Source organism: Actinotignum sp. usb-actsch-rep-73 (assembly GCF_059082735.1).
Map to the genome: position 1 here is coordinate 1 of NZ_JBHNPV010000088.1, position 17,488 is coordinate 17,488.

26 protein-coding genes are annotated in these 17,488 nt (G+C 57.1%); 22 read left to right on the forward strand and 4 right to left on the reverse strand.

Annotated features, from left to right (window positions below; all coding sequences use genetic code 11):
- Positions 1-254, reverse strand: a 254-nt coding sequence (locus tag AC5RE1_RS09695; RefSeq protein ID WP_493938810.1) for a helix-turn-helix domain-containing protein, incomplete at its 3' end; no start/stop codon positions are given.
- Positions 255-356: 102 nt separating this feature from the next.
- Between AC5RE1_RS09695 and AC5RE1_RS09700 the strand changes: the two genes are divergently transcribed.
- From AC5RE1_RS09700 to AC5RE1_RS09805, 22 genes are all read left to right on the forward strand, one after another.
- Entirely contained in the window at positions 357-572 is a 216-nt protein-coding gene (locus AC5RE1_RS09700) for a helix-turn-helix domain-containing protein (protein WP_493938812.1), read from the forward strand.
- Positions 559-1,311 (forward strand): hypothetical protein, encoded by a 753-nt coding sequence (locus tag AC5RE1_RS09705; RefSeq protein WP_493938814.1) that lies wholly within the window; start codon positions 559-561, stop codon positions 1,309-1,311. The genes AC5RE1_RS09700 and AC5RE1_RS09705 overlap by 14 nt, the downstream gene beginning before the upstream one ends.
- A gap of 350 nt (positions 1,312-1,661) precedes the next feature.
- Positions 1,662-1,925 carry a hypothetical protein gene (locus AC5RE1_RS09710; protein WP_493938816.1) on the forward strand — a complete coding sequence of 88 codons (264 nt, stop codon included), beginning with the start codon at positions 1,662-1,664 and terminating at the stop codon, positions 1,923-1,925.
- Positions 1,912-2,877: a hypothetical protein gene (locus AC5RE1_RS09715; RefSeq protein ID WP_493938818.1), complete on the forward strand. Its 966-nt coding sequence runs from the start codon at positions 1,912-1,914 to the stop codon at positions 2,875-2,877. The genes AC5RE1_RS09710 and AC5RE1_RS09715 overlap by 14 nt, the downstream gene beginning before the upstream one ends.
- A gap of 189 nt (positions 2,878-3,066) precedes the next feature.
- Entirely contained in the window at positions 3,067-3,312 is a 246-nt protein-coding gene (locus AC5RE1_RS09720; RefSeq protein WP_493938820.1) for a helix-turn-helix transcriptional regulator, read from the forward strand.
- The gene (locus AC5RE1_RS09725; RefSeq protein ID WP_493938822.1) at positions 3,221-3,595 is read left to right on the forward strand and encodes an HNH endonuclease; all 375 of its coding nucleotides are present in this window, start codon (positions 3,221-3,223) and stop codon (positions 3,593-3,595) included. Before AC5RE1_RS09720 ends, AC5RE1_RS09725 begins: the two co-directional genes overlap by 92 nt.
- Positions 3,596-3,705: 110 nt before the next feature.
- Positions 3,706-4,053 carry a hypothetical protein gene (locus AC5RE1_RS09730; RefSeq protein ID WP_493938824.1) on the forward strand — a complete coding sequence of 116 codons (348 nt, stop codon included), beginning with the start codon at positions 3,706-3,708 and terminating at the stop codon, positions 4,051-4,053.
- Positions 4,050-5,492 (forward strand): terminase large subunit domain-containing protein, encoded by a 1,443-nt coding sequence (locus AC5RE1_RS09735; protein WP_493938826.1) that lies wholly within the window; start codon positions 4,050-4,052, stop codon positions 5,490-5,492. The genes AC5RE1_RS09730 and AC5RE1_RS09735 overlap by 4 nt, the downstream gene beginning before the upstream one ends.
- Positions 5,493-5,580: 88 nt before the next feature.
- The gene (locus AC5RE1_RS09740) at positions 5,581-6,720 is read left to right on the forward strand and encodes a phage portal protein (RefSeq protein WP_493938828.1); all 1,140 of its coding nucleotides are present in this window, start codon (positions 5,581-5,583) and stop codon (positions 6,718-6,720) included.
- Entirely contained in the window at positions 6,717-8,336 is a 1,620-nt protein-coding gene (locus AC5RE1_RS09745) for an HK97 family phage prohead protease (protein WP_493938830.1), read from the forward strand. Before AC5RE1_RS09740 ends, AC5RE1_RS09745 begins: the two co-directional genes overlap by 4 nt.
- Before the next feature lie 2 nt (positions 8,337-8,338).
- Positions 8,339-8,665 (forward strand): hypothetical protein, encoded by a 327-nt coding sequence (locus AC5RE1_RS09750; RefSeq protein WP_493938832.1) that lies wholly within the window; start codon positions 8,339-8,341, stop codon positions 8,663-8,665.
- Positions 8,662-9,048, forward strand: a complete 387-nt coding sequence (locus tag AC5RE1_RS09755) for a hypothetical protein (RefSeq protein ID WP_493938834.1) — start codon at positions 8,662-8,664, stop codon at positions 9,046-9,048. The genes AC5RE1_RS09750 and AC5RE1_RS09755 overlap by 4 nt, the downstream gene beginning before the upstream one ends.
- Positions 9,045-9,494 carry a hypothetical protein gene (locus AC5RE1_RS09760; RefSeq protein ID WP_493938836.1) on the forward strand — a complete coding sequence of 150 codons (450 nt, stop codon included), beginning with the start codon at positions 9,045-9,047 and terminating at the stop codon, positions 9,492-9,494. The genes AC5RE1_RS09755 and AC5RE1_RS09760 overlap by 4 nt, the downstream gene beginning before the upstream one ends.
- Before the next feature lies 1 nt (position 9,495).
- Positions 9,496-9,930: a hypothetical protein gene (locus AC5RE1_RS09765; RefSeq protein WP_493938838.1), complete on the forward strand. Its 435-nt coding sequence runs from the start codon at positions 9,496-9,498 to the stop codon at positions 9,928-9,930.
- Positions 9,927-10,223, forward strand: a complete 297-nt coding sequence (locus AC5RE1_RS09770; RefSeq protein WP_493938840.1) for a hypothetical protein — start codon at positions 9,927-9,929, stop codon at positions 10,221-10,223. Before AC5RE1_RS09765 ends, AC5RE1_RS09770 begins: the two co-directional genes overlap by 4 nt.
- 102 nt (positions 10,224-10,325) lie before the next feature.
- A complete protein-coding gene (locus tag AC5RE1_RS09775; protein WP_493938842.1) occupies positions 10,326-12,272 on the forward strand; it encodes a phage tail tape measure protein in 1,947 nt (648 codons plus the stop codon).
- Positions 12,269-14,089, forward strand: coding sequence for a hypothetical protein (locus tag AC5RE1_RS09780; protein ID WP_493938844.1), 1,821 nt, complete (start codon positions 12,269-12,271; stop codon positions 14,087-14,089). Before AC5RE1_RS09775 ends, AC5RE1_RS09780 begins: the two co-directional genes overlap by 4 nt.
- A gap of 14 nt (positions 14,090-14,103) precedes the next feature.
- A complete protein-coding gene (locus AC5RE1_RS09785) occupies positions 14,104-14,547 on the forward strand; it encodes a hypothetical protein (RefSeq protein ID WP_493938847.1) in 444 nt (147 codons plus the stop codon).
- Between the two features lies 1 nt (position 14,548).
- A complete protein-coding gene (locus AC5RE1_RS09790) occupies positions 14,549-15,019 on the forward strand; it encodes an NlpC/P60 family protein (RefSeq protein WP_493938849.1) in 471 nt (156 codons plus the stop codon).
- A gap of 31 nt (positions 15,020-15,050) precedes the next feature.
- Positions 15,051-15,368: a hypothetical protein gene (locus AC5RE1_RS09795; protein ID WP_493938851.1), complete on the forward strand. Its 318-nt coding sequence runs from the start codon at positions 15,051-15,053 to the stop codon at positions 15,366-15,368.
- Entirely contained in the window at positions 15,365-15,601 is a 237-nt protein-coding gene (locus AC5RE1_RS09800) for a phage holin (protein WP_493938853.1), read from the forward strand. Before AC5RE1_RS09795 ends, AC5RE1_RS09800 begins: the two co-directional genes overlap by 4 nt.
- Positions 15,591-15,875: a hypothetical protein gene (locus AC5RE1_RS09805; RefSeq protein ID WP_493938855.1), complete on the forward strand. Its 285-nt coding sequence runs from the start codon at positions 15,591-15,593 to the stop codon at positions 15,873-15,875. The genes AC5RE1_RS09800 and AC5RE1_RS09805 overlap by 11 nt, the downstream gene beginning before the upstream one ends.
- Before the next feature lie 122 nt (positions 15,876-15,997).
- Here AC5RE1_RS09805 and AC5RE1_RS09810 read toward each other — a convergent pair whose 3' ends face one another.
- The 3 genes from AC5RE1_RS09810 to AC5RE1_RS09820 all read right to left on the reverse strand — a co-directional run bounded on the left by AC5RE1_RS09810 (position 15,998) and on the right by AC5RE1_RS09820 (position 17,392).
- Positions 15,998-16,258 carry a hypothetical protein gene (locus AC5RE1_RS09810; RefSeq protein ID WP_493938857.1) on the reverse strand — a complete coding sequence of 87 codons (261 nt, stop codon included), beginning with the start codon at positions 16,256-16,258 and terminating at the stop codon, positions 15,998-16,000.
- An 87-nt stretch (positions 16,259-16,345) separates the two neighbouring features.
- Complete coding sequence (locus AC5RE1_RS09815) at positions 16,346-16,528, reverse strand: hypothetical protein (RefSeq protein WP_493938859.1); 183 nt, start codon at positions 16,526-16,528, stop codon at positions 16,346-16,348.
- A gap of 30 nt (positions 16,529-16,558) precedes the next feature.
- Positions 16,559-17,392, reverse strand: coding sequence for a tyrosine-type recombinase/integrase (locus AC5RE1_RS09820; protein WP_493938861.1), 834 nt, complete (start codon positions 17,390-17,392; stop codon positions 16,559-16,561).
- Positions 17,393-17,488: the final 96 nt, after the last annotated feature.

The following is a 17,488-nucleotide window of genomic DNA, read 5'->3' on the forward strand; positions in this document are numbered from 1 at the left end:
TTCTGTGGATGGTCAGTAACCAAATCTTGGACAGTAATACCTAGGACGTCAGCGACGTCGTCAAGCTCTTCGAGTTGCCAGCGTGCGAGTCCTTTCCATCGTGTTGTAATGGCTGACTGAGACATGCCAAGGGCGCGCCCTAGTTCAATCTGTTTAATCCCGAGCCTTGCCGCTTCTGCTCGAATATTGCCTGCAACAACATCGGCGGTAGACCGGCTAGATTCATTAACTGTATGGATTGCTGAAATACTCATAACTTTAGTTTAACGGAAAATCTACTATCGTAGGCGCTTAACTTTTAGACACGCCGGCGGTTTTGCTGTTCAAATAACCGATTATCCACTTGTATAACGGGTATGAGTATTTCTCAGGTGGTAACGACCCGCAAAGTTCGTCAATTCTTGGAAGAGACGCATACAAGCCAGGAAGCTCTCGCAAAGGCGCTTCGTCTGACTCAATCAACGCTTAGCGCGCGTTTGCGTAATGAAACGCGTTGGTCTTTGGATGATTTAGACGCGTTGGCTGACGCGGGAATCGTTGAACCTCTTTGGGGGTTCGATGATGCGCGTTGATATTGATGTTGAAGCTCTTGCTGACCGTCTCGGTATTACCATGAAGCGCTTGTTGCAAGGGATTATCTTGTCTGGGTGTTCAGCATGTGAAGCCGTCGACGACGATCATTCTGCGCCCGTTACTCATGGTGACGGTGGCAGGTATGGCGACGTATCTGACACCAATGCTGATAGCGTCGTCTCTGATGAAGCTCCCGGCATGTTCGGGGGTGGTACCGACGTACCTGTTTCCCAGGTAGACGGGGAGCGCGTTCGTTGTGGCGTCGGCGTCAACGATGATGAACGTGTCGATGTTCGTCGTGGGTTCCGTAATTTTCAGGTCTCGCAAACCCAGTGGAACAACCTCATGCGCGCTCGGGCTCATGCGTACCCAGAAATGCGGGAGCGTCGCAAGGTCGAGCTCCACTATCTCATCCAGGTATTCAAGGACATTCAGACCGGCATCATCGACGAGGTCTATCAGTCCGTCATGGAGATCATCGCGCAGTCCTCCGAGGATGTTGCCAAGTCTTTGAGGGGAGGCACCGCGAATTCGTTCGAGGTCGCTGACCGCTTGGACGACCTCATGGCAGATGTTCGCAAGCACGCCTGGAACATCGTCGCTGAGACTGAACGATGCCAAATGTCGGTTGAGGTTGGCCTCAAGCTTTTGAGCTACGGACTCGCTCACACTAAACCACTCCCTGAAGAACTCAACACCCCCCGCCTGTCTGAAATGGGGGCGCGTGATGAAAATTAATTGGAGTCTATTCCTCGCCGCCGTGAATTTGCTGGCGTCTGTTGGTGTGTTTGTGTGGAATACGGCCTCATTCCCGTGGGACTCGCTGGAGTTGGCGAGCTCATTAGTCGTGTGGTGCTGGGTGAATCTGGCTGTGCTCCTGTACGTGCTCGCGTGGGATCGCAACGCGAAACGGGGTGCCTAATGAGGTGGCTCGCGCGTCTGGGCGCTATCGTTTTGGCCTTGTTCGCCGTCTTGTTCGTGTATCTGGGCAATCTGGTTGAAGGTCCCGCGACTGTCTTGTTTGCGCTCATGTTCCTCGTCTGCCTCTTTTCGTCCCTGTTCCTTTTCCTGTTGTCAAAGGCGTTCAAATGACGCGCAAGGGACAGCCCCAGAATCCGTATGGTATTCCGAAGAATTGGCTCATTAAGCCTCGCCCCGAGCCTTGGCCGGAAGAGAAGCGTGAGCGGGTCGCCAAGGGTATTAGAGAGTATTCAACTGAGCTCTACCAGCAAGGCAAAGAACGTGAATCCCAGTGGGTTCTCCTCTTGTCTGAGCGCGTCCGACAGGGGCTTGTGGTGATAACCCCGATGGACAACGAAGAGCGGAGGAAGTACGCGCATGAATTCAAGTAAAAGAGCGTTGACGGCTCATGCGTCTTTGCAAGATATTCTCCTTGCTCTGGGTCGCGTGGGTTGGGGGCCAATGCAAGGCCGCGAATGGGGCGCGTCGCGCGCGATTCTGGAAATGCTGAGCCTCATGATGCGCGAGCAACGCGCGGACTTTGACGCGTGTTTGATCACGACCGCAAACCAATTATCTGACCGCACGGGCTACAGCGCCCGCCATGTCCGCCGGTGTTTGCAGTGGATGGAAGATGCGCGGGTTATCGAGTGGAAGCGCGGGGGCATTGATAAGGGTAAGCCGTGTGCGTCGGTTATCCGCGTTGTAAAGAAAACCCTCGTCGAGTGGGTGCACGCGTGGCGGGCGCGTCATGATGCGAAAGTAGCAGAACGCAACCGGGCGACCGCCGCGCGGATTGAACGCTACCGGCTTAATCGAATACGCCCCCGCACGCCCAAGGCAGTCCATGCGGACATGATGGCTGGCCTTACTCCCTTACAGGGGAGAGCGGGGAACCGCTCCGCTCTCCCTAGGGGGTTTGTTACGCCTAACCCTAAAGCAAAATTGACGAAATCACGCGAAATCCTCGCGCGAATCAAAGCAGAGACAAGAGAGAAGTTGAATATGCTCCCACCTGAATATCTTCCAATGGTGTGTACTCACGGCAAGGCGAAGCCTCGCAAGTGCAATCAATGCCAGTTCATAGGATTACAGAAGTTCCAGGCAGACGAAAAAGAACGCCAGCGCCTTGAGGAGGAAAGGCGCGCCAAAGCGCGCGCACTTAAAGAGAAGCAACGCAAGGAACGCGAAGCCCTTGAGAATGCCGAACGCGCCCGCCGGTGGGGGGTACTCACCGAATACATCAAACAGCACTACCCGCACGTTGATACCAGTTCATACGCGGAAGTCACCCACGTTGCCACTGCAGACCCTCAAGCGAATTGGATAATGATCAATGCCTGACGACCAGCAAGACCCGAAAATCATTAAAGATTATCTACTTGACGCGATTGCCACGTTTGATACCGCCCTCGACTACATCGAGAACGGGCGAAGCGGGTACAGTCTCAGCAATCATCAGATTGGGTTGTGCGCTGATATTGCCAAGGTGAGGAACCTGACGAGGACCATCATTAATAGGCGGCTTAACCAATGACTAACAAGGACCCCGCTGTTAACGTCGCGATGACCATCCCCATTAGTAATAAAGAGTTCTTAACTGCTCAAGAACTCGCCGACCAGCTACAGACAACAGTGAGCGCGCTCGCCTCACTAAGGTCACGCGGGGGAGGCCCGCCGTTCGTGCATGTCGGTCGCACGGTCTCATATCCGGTTGTTGCGGTGCGCGTCTGGGCACTCCAACAGGCGCGCACCCGAACAGGGGCGCGCGGTGACTGAGTATCATGACGAGTACCGGCAACTGTCAGGCGCACAGCGACGCGCGTTAACAGACCGCATCTACACGCGAGACCAAGGCGTGTGCCACATCTGTCGCACGCAAGTCAGGCGCGAGGATGCGAGTCTCGATCACCTGATACCAGTGTCGCGCGGGGGGCTGAGTATTGAAAGCAACTTGGCTCTGGCTCATCTTCGATGCAATACAAGCCGGGGCGCGAAACCTTTAGACGATTCGAACGTTCCGACGCATGACGGGCTCGCGTGGTTCCTCAATGGCGTTTAACGCGCCTATTTTTCTGAGAATCTGACCCCAGTCCACCCCGCGCCATGCCGTGGATCTATCCCCGAGAACGAGAGAAAAAACCCGGAAAATCAAGGAAAGGAGCAAGGGGAATGAGTAGTGGAACACTGTTTGAAATCGAAGGGAAAAACCTTAGAAAAGGCCTCATTTATCAAGGAGTTACCAAAACAGTAAGCACAATCCAAGAAAATGAATCATTAGCCGCACGGACTGCCGGAACGTGTGCCCTCGCCTTACAACTTGCCTTGGAAGCCGATAACGTTGATCCCGGAGAAAAGGCATACGCGCGAACAAAAATCTATGATTCACTCTCGAAGGTGCTCCAAGACCTCACCGAGGCGGCAGGGAATACTCAGACGACGGGCGAACTCGCCGGGGTGCTCGCCGTGATCCTTGACCCTGATAGTTCTAGCGATATTACAGCGGGCGACGATCTGTGACGTTCACGCACCTACCCACCCCGGCGCATTGTCCGAAGCCTGACCCCGCCTATCCGCTCAATGAGGGCAGGGAAATAGCGCGCGTTGCCCGCCTCATGGGCGCTAAGTTGCAACCGTGGCAACGAATGACCTTAAACAGGGCGACGCAATACAGATGGGGGATTAATGCCCAGGGCGAGAAGGTCCGGGCATACAAGTATTCAAAAGTCTTGGTGTCCGTGCCCCGGCAGTCCGGTAAAACGTTCCTAACTGGCCCATTGCAGTTGCATCGTCTCTTGTTGCGCCCCGCGTCTGAAACCCTGTTCACCGCTCAGACTGGCGCAGATGCAGGCAAGCGAGTTCGTGAGCTGATCGCGTTGGTGAGGAAATCCCCCGCCGGTGCGCTCGTCACCCCCAGATTCTCTAACGGCTCTGAGGGGCTGACCGTTATCGAAAATGGTTCCACGCTCACGCGTTTTAGCCCCACACTCTCTAGCGTTCACGGCGGGCACCCTCACCTTGTTGTTCTTGATGAAATCTGGAAGCATTCCCTAGCCCTCGGCGAGGGGCTATTAGGCGCTATATCGCCCTCGCAGGTCACTATCCGTCAGGAGGCGCAAATCTGGATGGTATCGACGAAGGGCACCGCGAAAAGTGAGTTTATGAACTCGCTGATAGATCAAGGGATTAACGGCGCTGATCCTAGCTTGTGTTATATCGAGTTTTCTATGCCGGAAGGGGCTGACCCCTACGACCCGGAAACGTGGAAACTGTTCCATCCGGCTTTGGGTAATACGCTCACCGCTGAGGCTCTCGCGTCTGATATGGGCTTGCCCTATGGGGAGTGGATGCGCGCCTATATGAACGTGGTTGTCGCGTCGGATAACCCGTTGATCGCTTTGGAGGACTTCGACCACCTCCAGGGCGAGCCCCTTGCCGTCCCCGATTTGAATGATGTGACTATCGCTTATGAGGCCTCGGGAATTGGTCAATGTGGAGCGGTGGTCGCCTGTTGGAGAGACCTTGACGGGGTTGCCGCTATTCGTGTTGTCAAACAAGCCCATGGAACCGCGTGGCTACCCGCCTACATTGCCGGTCTGATGCGCGCTTACCCCAATATTCAGATCGTCGCGGACAACGGGGGGCCTACCCGCCGGATCACCGACGAGATAACAGAGCGGACGGACATTGATCCCGCGCGCGTTCGGGCGCTCACCATAAGTGAAAGACTAGTCGCAGACGGGAATCTACTCTCGGCGATTAATGAGACTGGGAGCATTAAGCACGACGGGTCGCAGGCTCTACGCCTTGCCGTAGCGAACGCGGTGGGTAAAGAATCCAACGACGTGCAACGTTTCGACCGCGACCGCTCGACTGCGCCTATCCCTAGTCTCATTGCCGCAAGCGTCGCCCTCTGGGGGTGCGATCACAAGGAAGAGGCTTTCTGGACGCTCGCATAAACCCCGGTTGACAACCGGCGACAGCGGGGGACAGTCAACCGCCTGCACCTCTTGCGCGCTTCATGTGCGCGCGTGTTTCATCGGGGTCATGGCATTACGAAAGCGGATCGCGCACGCGATAGGGATCAGCAGAGCCGAAGCTCCCAAGGCATCTGCTCACCCCGCTTTAACCCCGCCGACGCGCCCACTCGTCTTGTCTGACGCGCGAACACTGATACCCGTTTACAGGGCTATCCAAGTGTTGACGACAGCGGCCGCCCAATTGCCGATCACGATTGAGCGCCGGGGGGCGACCCTGTCCGGGGCCAGTGTTCCCGCGATCGTTTCACAGCCGGATCCGCGCATGACGCGCGGTGAATGGATCACGCACATGGTGAGCGCGCTCGCGCTCTACGGCAACGCTTACGCCCTCATCGAACGAGACGGCGCAGGCTCCCCGGTCGCGTTGCGCCCGCTTGACCCGTCGCGAGTCTGGATTAGCGTTAACCCCGCGACCCGCGCGCTCCGGTTTGGTGTTGAAGGTAAAGAGCTCACTAGTTTTGATGTGCTTCATGCTCATCTTCAGCCCGCGCGCATCGGGGAACCCCTCGGGCTTGGCCCTATTGAGGCGGCTCGCGCTGATCTGATGGGTGCGCGAGACGTGCGCGATTATGCGTCGCAGTGGTTTACCGGGACGGGCGAGCCCACAGGTATTCTGTCAAGCCCTACGGCGACCCTCGCCGAAGCGATGGCCACCCGAAACGCATGGAACGGGCTCGACCAGGACGGCAACCCGGTTGACCAGTCCGCCAACCCCACGCGCGTGAAAGTACTCCCGAAAGCCTTTACCTACTCGCATTTAGCAATATCCCCTAAAGATGCCCAATGGATTGAAGCCCGTGAATTTTCAACCTTGGAAATAGCCCGGCTCTTCGGCATCCCCTCAACGCTCATGCTCGCAAGCCCCGCAGGCGGCTCAATGTCATACAGCAACGTCGAACAAGACTGGATCAGCTTCATACGTTTCACGCTCATGGCGTATCTGCGACCCCTGGAAGAAGCATTCACCACCGTCACAGTCAGGGGGCAAGATGTCAGATTCAACCTTGAGGGCTTGCTACGTACCGATACTAAGACTCGCTATGACTCGTACGCGGTCGCCCTCGCCAACGGTTTCCTAACCATCGACGAAATCCGCGCACTCGAAGGCCGCCAACCCCTCCCACACGCACAGGAAGAAACCGCATGAAACTCACCCGACGAACCCTACCGGCGCGCCTTATCACGCGCGAAGATGCCGGAGACGGCAGAACAATTCAGGGGCTTGCCGTCCCCTTTGATGCGCCCACAGAGATTGTCCCCGGATACCGGGAACAGATCGCGCGCGGGGCCATTGACTGCACAAGGATGCCGATGCTGTTCTACCGGCACGATGAGCCTATCGGCGTGGTGACGAACCTTACCGAAACGCCGGAAGGTCTCGAAATGACGGCGCGCATATCAGATACAAGCCTCGGCAGGGACGCGGCGACCCTCGCGCGCGACGGCGCTATTTCATCCTTGTCTATCGGCTTTTACGAATCCGAATACGAAGACACCGAGACCAATGAGGGAACGTTACGCACCCAAAAGCGTATCGACCTCAGAGAAATCTCCCTTGTGCCCATCCCAGCCTACGAACCCGCACGCATTACCAACGTCAGAAACAAGGAAGAACAGGAAACCACAACCATGCCCAACCCCGAACTTGACGACGCTCAGGACCGCGAAGACTTCGACACTCTGACTCGTGGCCTTGAAAACCTCACCGCCTCAATGACGAACCTGGAGCGCCGTATGGCGCTCACTGAAACCACCACCGCCGAAGCGCCCACACTGGTTGAAACCCGTTCAGCCGGTGAACTCATTAAGGCCTACGCTACCGGCGACGATTCGGCGCGTTCCGCGCTCGCCCCTTACGTCGGGCGCAACTTTACCGGCACGACGACCAGCGCCGACGCACGCTACAGCGAACCGACGTTCATTAGCGACCTCACCCGGCTTGTCGTTCTGGCTAACCCGCTTATGGAATTGTTTAGCAAGGGCGCTCTTCCCGCCGAGGGCAATACCATTGAGTTCGCTGAGCTCAAGGACAACACGATTAAGGCGGGCAAGCAAGCCAAGGAAGGCGATCCGCTTGTTACCGGCTCTGTTTCCGTTCAGACCAAGACCGCGACCGTGAACACGTACGGCGGTGGAGCAGTCCTGTCTCGCCAGGTGATCGAACGTTCGCGCTCGAACATCCTTGATCTTCACCTACGCGCCCTGACCCTCACCATGGCGAAAGAACTTGCCGACGCTTTTGCAACCGAGTTCACCAGCGTTGTTAAAGCACAAGCCAGCCAGGCGATCACCACGACGAAGCCGATGGGCGCGCTCGATTGGAAGAGCATCCTACATATGATGCTGGATGCTCAGGAAGCCTATGAAGATCAGGCCCTTGTTAACGATGGCCTAATCCTCACGCGTCCCGCGTTTGAAGCTATCGCCGGCATGACTGATACGGCAGGCCGTCCGATTCTGCAAGTTGCAGGCAACACGGGGGATAACACTATCGGAACTGTTCAGGCTACCGGGAAGTTTGCGCAACTCGACGGGTTGAAGATCGTCACGAATAAGCATATTCAGACCGGCGCAACCGGCCTCGGTGAAGGCACAGTCGGCGCGTTCTACAACGCGCAGGCCCTCCGCTCGTACACGTCCGGCCTCGTCTCGTTGCAGGACGCGAATGTACTGGACTTGACCAACGCGTTCAGCGTTTACCAGTATGCCGCGTTCGCCTCCGAAATCCCGTCCGCGCTGATCCCGCTCAAGATGGCTAACTAACCATGAGCCCCACAGAAGAGGTCGCCGCCGCGCTCGCCCCGTTCGTGGGCGCGCGCGCCGTCGACCCGTATATCAGTCAGTGTGCCGTTGAAGCCGTCGATATGGTTATGCATTACATCGGCGCAGAAAAAGACGCGATCCCGGCAAGCGTGTTTCACCGCGCGTGCGTCGAAGTCGGCGCAGACCTCTACCACCGGCGAAGCGCAAGAAACGGGATTGCCGGGTTTGAAGACACTGATATCACAAGCGCCCCGGTGCGTATTAACCGCGATCCGCTCGTTCCCGCTCGCCCGATCCTCGCGCCGTATATGAAAGTAGGGATCGCATGATCGCCACCCACACGGCGACCCGCGTTATCGCTGAGGATCTTAGGAACGCCGTTAAAGATCGCGCGATTGTCACTCTCGATGCTGAAGAAGCAACCCCCGCCCTCTTAGCGGGCACACCGGTCATCGTCCTCGGGGTGCCAACTCTCAGCGAAGACACCGGGTGTACATACCACCTGGAATGGGAGACCGCGGTTATCGGCGCGCCCGTCGGCGATCAATCCGCCGCCTGGAACACGCTCGACGACCTCTTAACGTTGATTGATCCGGTTATCGAATGGGATTCGATGCGCCCTATCACGTGGCAAGGCGCGCAAACCGCAAGCGCTCCCGCCTACCTCATCACTCACTCATCTATCGCATACAAAAGGAACACACTCTCATGACTGATACGCCCTCCCCCACCTCCCCGATCTCGCAGACCCTCGGCCCAGGCACCCTCTCATTTGGCCCCGCAGGATCTGGCAAGGACTTTTCGAGCCGAACAACGAAAACAGAGTTCGCGCCCGAAGCGAAAACCGAAGACCCTAAAGGCCTTTTAAACGGCGACGACTACCAGCCCGAACCACAATGGGGCGGAACAATTTCGGGCACGTTCTATCAGGAATACGGGTCGGATTCTCTCATCGCGTGGTGTTACACGCACGCCGGGGAGATTATGGACTTCGTCTTCATTCCTAAGACCGGCGCAGGCCTGGCATGGAAAGGCAAGTGCATCGTTGCCCCCGTCAAAGTCGGTGGCGACGCGAAGAAGACGAACGAAACCGACTTCAGTTTCCAGATCACCGGCGACAAGCCCACCATGGGAACCCCCGAAAGCGTCTTGAGCTAGCGTGAGTGGCCAAGACTATGCCGGTATTCAGGTGCAGGGGGCTCGTCAGCTACGCAAAGCCTTACGCGAGCAAGCTGACGAACTCCAAAACCTGAAAGACGTTCACAAGAAAGCCGCCGAAGTCGCCGCCCGATCCGCAAAAGGATATGTCCCCGAAGGTCCGAGCGGGAAACTCGCCAAGTCGGTGAGGGCGGCGGGAACAAAAACAGCCGGAATCATCCGCGCCGGTTCCAAGCGCGTCCCCTACGCGAACGCCGTGAACTGGGGGAGACGGATGTGGCCGAACGTCACCAGCGCCCGCGCGGTCGAATCGTTCGTTTACCCGCGTCTATTCCTTAACAAAGGCGCGAAAGAAGCCGAGCCACGGTGGCTCAAGCTCTACACGGACGCAGTAGAAAAAGCTATCGAACAAATTGAAAAGGACACCCAACCATGACCCAAAAAGTGCACATCGCATATGAATACCAAGACGGCACGACGATCGCGCCCACCCGCCTGTTCGCGGTCGACCGGTTGCGCGCCTCACAGATCGCGCGAAACAGGAATCTCGCTTGGGAAGACAACCCGACAATTCAAGGGTTGATCGCGTTCGCGCTCGCACAGCGCCTAGGGCTCCCGGCAACACAGGACTTTGATACGTGGATCGACGCTATTGCAGATTATGAATTTTCAAATGCTGAGGTAAACCCTACGACCCAGGACAGCCCGGAACCCCAGAATATGCCCTGACCGTTCTCGCCCTCCGCACAGGCATTGACCCCGCCACGTGGCTTGCCCTTGACCCTATTTATCTAGAAACCGCTTTCGACATTTTTGAGGAGACTGCACAAGATGGCCGGTAAAAGCGCGATCCTCAGCGTCAAAATCATTAGCGACGCGAAAGGGGTTGTCAAAGGGTTTAACGAAACTGAGCAGGCTGCAGGCGGGTTGAGTGGAAAGCTCGCCAAAATCAGCCCCGGCGCGCTCGCCGTCGGTGGCGCGGTTGTTACCGGCGCTATCGCCGTCGGTAAAGAGCTCTACGACCTGGGCACAACGTTCGACAGTGTTGCCGATACCATCCGCACCGGAACCGGCGCGACAGGCGAGGCGCTTGACGGCTTAATCGACGACGCGCGCAAGGTTGCTACCAGCATCCCGACAGACTTTGAAACCGCCGGATCAACCGTCGCAGACCTCAACACGCGCCTCGGATTGTCTGGCGACACGTTGCAAACAGTCGCCTCTCAATATCTTGAGGCCGGGCGCATCCTCGGCGAAGACGTTGACGTAAATACCACCTCAGCCGCGTTTAGCGCGTTCAAAATTGAGGGCGACAACGTCGCGGGCGCGATGGACTCGCTTTTCCGGGTCAGCCAAGCCACCGGCGTATCAATGAACGATCTTGCCAACTCATCGCAAACAAACGCGATGACAATGCAAGAACTTGGTTTTAGTTTTGAAGACTCGATCGCCCTTATCGGTAGCCTCGACAAGGCGGGCGTTGACGCAGATTCCACTTTGAGCGCGATGCGCCGGGGCATGTTGAACCTTGCCGAGCCCGGCGAGTCAACATCTGAAGCGTTCAAACGCGCCACCGGCGAGCTCCAAGGGTTTATCGACGCGGGCGACACGGGGGCCGCCTTGGACTTGGCGTCGAACATTTTCGGCACCAAAGGAGCCGCGCAGATGGTTCAAGCCCTCCAATCCGGCACATTGAACATGAATGACCTCATGAGCGCTGCCGGTGCGACGGGGGATACGATCCTCGGCGTTGGTGAGGAAACCATGGACGCGGCCGAAAAGTGGACAATCTTAAAAAATAAGGGCATGGATGCCTTGGAGCCGGTTGCCTCCAGCCTCTTCGACGGTGTAGGTGCCGCCCTCGATTACGTGTTGAATTTGGTTGACGGGTTTAGTATGCAGAGTTTTCTCGACTCTGTGCCGTGGGTGGAGTCGCTTGTTGACGCCGCCGGGAGATTTTCCGACACCCTGGCGAGTGTATTGTTTCCGATCATTCAGACCCTTGCCCCGTATGTCCTGGACGCTTTCACGGTCATCGGCACATATATGAGCGACCTGTTTAACCTGTTTAGTGGTGTTGTGACGTTCGTCGGCCAGATCATCACAGGCGACTGGGCGGGCGCTTTTGGCTCAATGGGCGATATCGTCTCATCGGCAGGCGCACTCATATCCAATCTAGTCGGCGGGCTTTCAAGCCTTGTAGGTAGCGCGATTACTGGAGTTGTCTCGTGGATAACATCCGCGTGGTCGAACGGCTGGGCAAGCCTCGCGCACCTGGTGAGCGAGAAAGCCAGTGAAATCGTCTCCAATATTACGAATGGATTAAAGGACCTTCCTGGCAAACTGTTGCAGACCGGCAAAGATATCGTTAACGGATTGATTGACGGCATCGGCTCCATGGGGAGCGCCTTGTGGGACGCGGCCACGAATATTGCCGGGAAAGCCGTTGACGCTATTAAGAGCTTCCTGGGAATTAATTCTCCCTCACGTGTTGGCATGGCGCTCGGCGCGTTCTTCGGCCAAGGCGTATCTCTGGGCATCACTAGCCAAACCGGAAACGTCTCAACGGCGGGCGCGCGCATGGTCCGCGGTCTCGCCTCCCTTGAATTTCCTAGCCCCGCGCAGACCAAAGGCGCGACCCCCGCCAATACTCAGCCGGTGTATAACATCACAATCAACGGCGTTCTAGACGGCGACGACGCGGCAAGGAAAATTCAAAAGCTCCTATCAGATCACGCCCGCCGGGTCGGAACGGTGAGAATCGGAGCGAGCGCATGACCTCCCCATACTGCTCTATCTATCTTGACGAGGAGCCTCTTGCCACCGACGCTCAGAGCCTTTCCAACCGGGAAATCACAGTGTTAGACGGGCTGAGCGTGAAATGGGGACGCTCGACCCGCCTAGACCAGCCAGACCCCACCACGCTCACCGCCTCTATCGCCCTACCTGACGACGAGCGCGCCCGCGACGCGTTAGAGAAGATCGCGCCCGGCAGGCGCATCAGCGTCACAGCAACAAGCCCAGACGTGCCCGCCGACGCGGATATTAGTATCCCGCTCCCCGAACGCGCGTGGGATGCCACCGCGCCCCTATCGGGCTCAACCCTGTTTATTGATAAGAATCCCACGCGCGTCCTCGCCCCTCAACGCAGTTTCGTCGCCGGAAACGACAACCCCGCCGCCTGGAACACGCTCCCCACCGTCGTCGCAGGGCAATCGTTCACAACGCGCCTACACATGAGTATCCCGCCGTGGATGAGCGTCACCATTACTCCCGCATACTGGAAAAGCCCCGCGCGCGACGACTATCAACTAAACACCCAAACGCATGAAATAAAATCCGCGACGACATTCCAGGCCACTGATGTCGTCTTCGCATGGCGAGCGCCCGCCAGCGCCGTCGGCACCTATGTTGGTCTAAGAATTGACGTTACCGGACATGGCGCGCGGTTTAAAGACCTCACCGGCGCGTTTAACGACACCCCGCAGGACTGGGAGAGTTTTAAGCGTCTTTCGCTCGGTAGTCTCTCCATCACCTCAACCAGCGTGGGCGCTCGCACCGCCACCGTCTTCGACGGGAGGATCACAAGCGCGATAACAACGTGGGATGAGCATCTTGCCCGCCCGGTTCTACGCATCACCGGCGCGGACATTCTCACCACGCTGGCTAACAAAGTCATCGGGGCCGAACCGTGGCCAACGGAAACACTTTCGACCCGCCTTGCACGGATCGTAGACGCGACCGACGTTGATCTTTCCGTTGTTGCTGACCCGGTTCCGGGGGCGATGCTGTTGCGTGCCCGTGACGTTGATGCCGTCGGGCTACTGGACTTGATTCGCGAGAGTGCGACCTCTACCGGCGCGATCCTCTGGCCGTCCGCCGCAAGGGGGGTTGGGCAGTTCCTTTATCTCGAAGACCAGCGCAACCGTAAATCTTTGTACAAGTTACGTATTCCCCTACACGGCAATGCTTGGACTGACGTAAACACGCGAACGAATCAACTGCCCGCCAAGGCGCTACTTCGCGCCGGGGTCAACATTTGCCGGGATACGACTGACCTTGCAACTGAAGTGGTTGTCCGGTGGGAATCGGCAATACTGAACGAAAAACAAGAACTAGAGTGGGCGACCCACGAAGCGCGCGCCACAGACCCTGAGCGCGTCGCAACCTACGGGGCACGCACCCTATCAATCTCAACCCAATTAACTACTCAAGCCGAAGCAACAGCCCTCGCAGTGCACTACCTTGCCGCGACTGCTCCCGGCGGGTGGACGATCCCCGCTATTACTTTGAACGATGCTCTTGGTGTCGTGCCATCGGGGGTGCTTATGAGCACGCTCGACGCATCAACCCGAATAGGTTTCCCGCTCGTTATTACGGGGTGCGCTCAGTGGATACCCGGCTCCCCTAATATTCCTGTCTACCTTGACGGGGGAACAATCACCCGTGAACAAGGCCACTGGATACACGACTTGACTTTAACGCGCGCCACAACCGCTTCACACTCCGCAACATGGGGCGAAATCCCCGCCCATGCACTGTGGAGCCAATTCCCCAATATCACCTGGGCAGACCTCAGTTCGACCACTATCTAACGAAAGGAATAGCAATGACAGCCACCACCCCGCGCTTCAAGCTCCCTTATCCCACCTCTTCCGATCGCGTTGCAGACTTTCCGGCCACGGCGCGCCAGAATGCCGAAGCAATCGAAAAGGCTTTCACTCCATCCGCTACAAGTTTCCCCGCTTACAGCGGATGGGAAGGGGCAGGACAAGCAACCCGCACCGGAAATATGCACGTTATGCCAATTAACGCGAAACGCGCCGCCGACGCTTTCAATACTGGTACGTCGGGGGAGTTTGCAATTATGACAGTCCCCACCACCTACCCAACCCCCCAAGACAATACGTGCGTAGGTCACATCACGTTTGGTGGATATACAACGCCGGTCTTTTACAGCGCTACCGGACGGCGCATCATCGTCAAGCCACAGGCTAGCTTCAATATCAACAAAAACATGACCGGATACGGCGTTGCCGTGTGGGTGGCATGACATGAATATCGATATTGACAAAGTCTGCACATCGGTCGAACAGGTGTGCGACGTGTGGAACGTCGGCTACTCTCAGCCAAACAGGTGGGATATTTACCCCGGCGGGTCCGCTGACTGTAGCGCGCTGACCGCATGGGCCTATAACCAAGCGGGAGCGCTTCCGCCGTTTCCGCGTGACTCGTACACGGGAAACTTGCGCGCCTACGCGGCCGCCCGCGGGTTCGAAACAATCCCATACTATGCCGGCATCACACTACGCCCCGGCGATGCAGTACTAAGCGAACAGGCCGGGCACGTCGGCATATACGTCGGCCAGAATCGGATGTGTGAGGCTTTTATTTCAGAAAGCGGGTCGATCGACGGCGCGCCGGGCGATCAGACCGGCGGGGAAACCCGCACCACATCGTTTACAGCCCACTACCTTACCCGCGCCGGCCGTTGGGATTGGATTCTCAGACCCCCCCGCCCTTGACCCCCTATCTACCGAAACAGGAGACGACACCATGCGTTTTATTAGATCTGTACAGTCTGGAATCGTATACGCAGCAACCCCGTACGACGTTTCGCCTATTCCATCGGCGACCCTCTGGGGCTTTCTACATCGCACGTATGACGGCCCAAGTTATGAAGACTTTAACGACGGCGAAATCGGGCTAATTGCCGCAGACGCGGCCAGCCGAAAAGCCCGCGTGTTCGGCACCCCCGTAACAGTAAACGCCGATATTGATGAGCAGGCTTTAGCCTCATCGCTCGCCCACATGATCCCCGATACGCTCGCCCAGTCCGTCGCCGATCTTCTCGCCGAAAGGCTCAAAGCATGAACAACCCGCCTAAACACGCACTCGACGCGCCAACACCCCGGTATGCGCAATGGCTCACCCCGTCGGTGCGCCGGTGGGTTTATGGGATTGTTACCGCTCTCGTGCCCTTGCTTGTCGTTTACGGCCTCGTCGAAGAATCAACCGCGCCCCTTTGGCTTGCTCTCGCCTCTAGCGTGCTGGGGACCACGACCGCACTATTGCATACCCCCGCCGGCGGTGCAGATGGTTCATGAAGTCGTTAATGTGTTGCAGAACCTCGGCGGGCTTGCCGGGCTCGGCGCACTCATCGCGTCTATCTCCACATACAAGGAGACGAAGAAACGCCTACGGCCTAATCACGGCTCAAGCATCGCCGACGGTATTGCCCGCGTTGAGAAAGACGTGACCCGTATCGGCCACGAAATCGGGGAAATTAGAACAGACCTATCCGAAGAGCGCAGAGACCGCCGGGCATGGGACGAGGCACTTTCAGACAGGTTAATTAGCGTCGAAAACCGCAAACGCTAAACCGGGGTGTGATACGGTGTAGGCACCTATAGAGAAGCAACTCTTCTAGTCCTTGTTGCTTCTCTACTGGGAATCAGTAGCCCCCCGGAGCCTGTGCGCTCCGGGGGGCTTTGGCTTTGCGATCACATCAAGGAATAAGGCAGGGGCGCGAAAACTTGAGCATAGGAGACGCTAAAGAGCTTGCGGGCTAGAACTTCATCGCGGTAACCGTCCAAGGCCTCAAGTTTTCCGTTTATTGAATCTTCATAGATTGGCTTCTTGATGTTCTGTGCGTTGTAAATCTCTTCGAAGCGCTCTTCGAAGTCGAGAACACCGGCGGTGATAGCCTCTCCGATTGTTCCGTTCCAGTCGGCGCATTCAATGTAAGTGTTTTCGGTGAGCATTGTCTAGTCCTTTCTGCTCTCGTTTGCTTGTGTAACTACTATACACCTGTGTTTAGGAAAGATGCAAGTGTGTGGGCGTGTTTTATGTTACAACTTTGTAACGGTGCCACCGTTGAGCCATGTATAGACTGTTTTCCTTGTTACGCCGGCGTATTCCGCTATTTTGCTAACAGGTAGCCCATATTCTGAGGCTTTGCGCACCTCGTCAATCAAGTTCGCCCGCGCTTGGTCAAGCGCTTCGCGTGCGCGCGTGATTGCGTTGTCGTTCATGTTTCCCCGCTTCCCTTATGTGTGTACTTGCTATACTACACTAGCGACGGCGACCGCCGCGCGCAACCGATCCTGTGGGGTCGCAATATACCGCTGGGTCGTCGCCACTGACGAATGTCCTAGAAGTTGCTGGACAACCAGCAAATCGCGGGTGCCGTCGTATGTGACTGTTGCGAACCTGTGGCGCAGAGTATGCAAAGTCCAAATATCGGGCATCACTTTTGATGCAAGTTTTCCAACATGGCGGGGCGTGAGATGCCCGCCAGATGGTGAAGGGAAAAGCCAATAGCGCCGCCCCAAATAGTCGATGAGCGACAGAGCTAATTTATCTGTTAGGGGGACTGTGCGAGTTTTCCCGCCTTTCCCGTGAACTCTCAGAGAGTAGCCCATAAGGTCGCGCGTCAGATCGTCTCGGCTTATTTGAGCTATTTCCCCGCGCCTTAATCCGGCCTCACCCGCAAGGCGCAGAATTAACCGCGCCCGCGCGTCGGCATTGGCAAGGCTCACGCGGTAGACGTTTTCGGGCGCCGGGCGGGGTGCCGGTTCGCTTGCTTTCACCCGTGGAAGAGCGTCGCTAATGTTGTCGCTCACCCGCCCTGTCTCGTACGCCCATGTGTAAAAGGCGCGAATTGAGGTGTAGACGCTTCGGCGGGTCTCTCGTGCCCATTCTTGCGTGCCCGCCCAGTCGATTAGCCTATTGCGTGAAACGAGCGCAGGCGCGGGGGCGCCCGTCTGACGTGCAAAGCGTCGCAAGTGCTCGGTGCGTGTTTCGACGGTCTGATTAGATCGTCCGGCCACCTTTAATGCCGTCGCCCAGTTGTTAATCTCTTTTGCCCACGTCGGCGGGAGTGCGTACCTGTTCATAGCGGGAAAGCTAACGCCTAAACAACTAGGACGCGCGCCGGGTCTTCCACTCGTGCAGGTTTATAACTTCGCAGGTCGGATAGTAGTTAGGCTCCC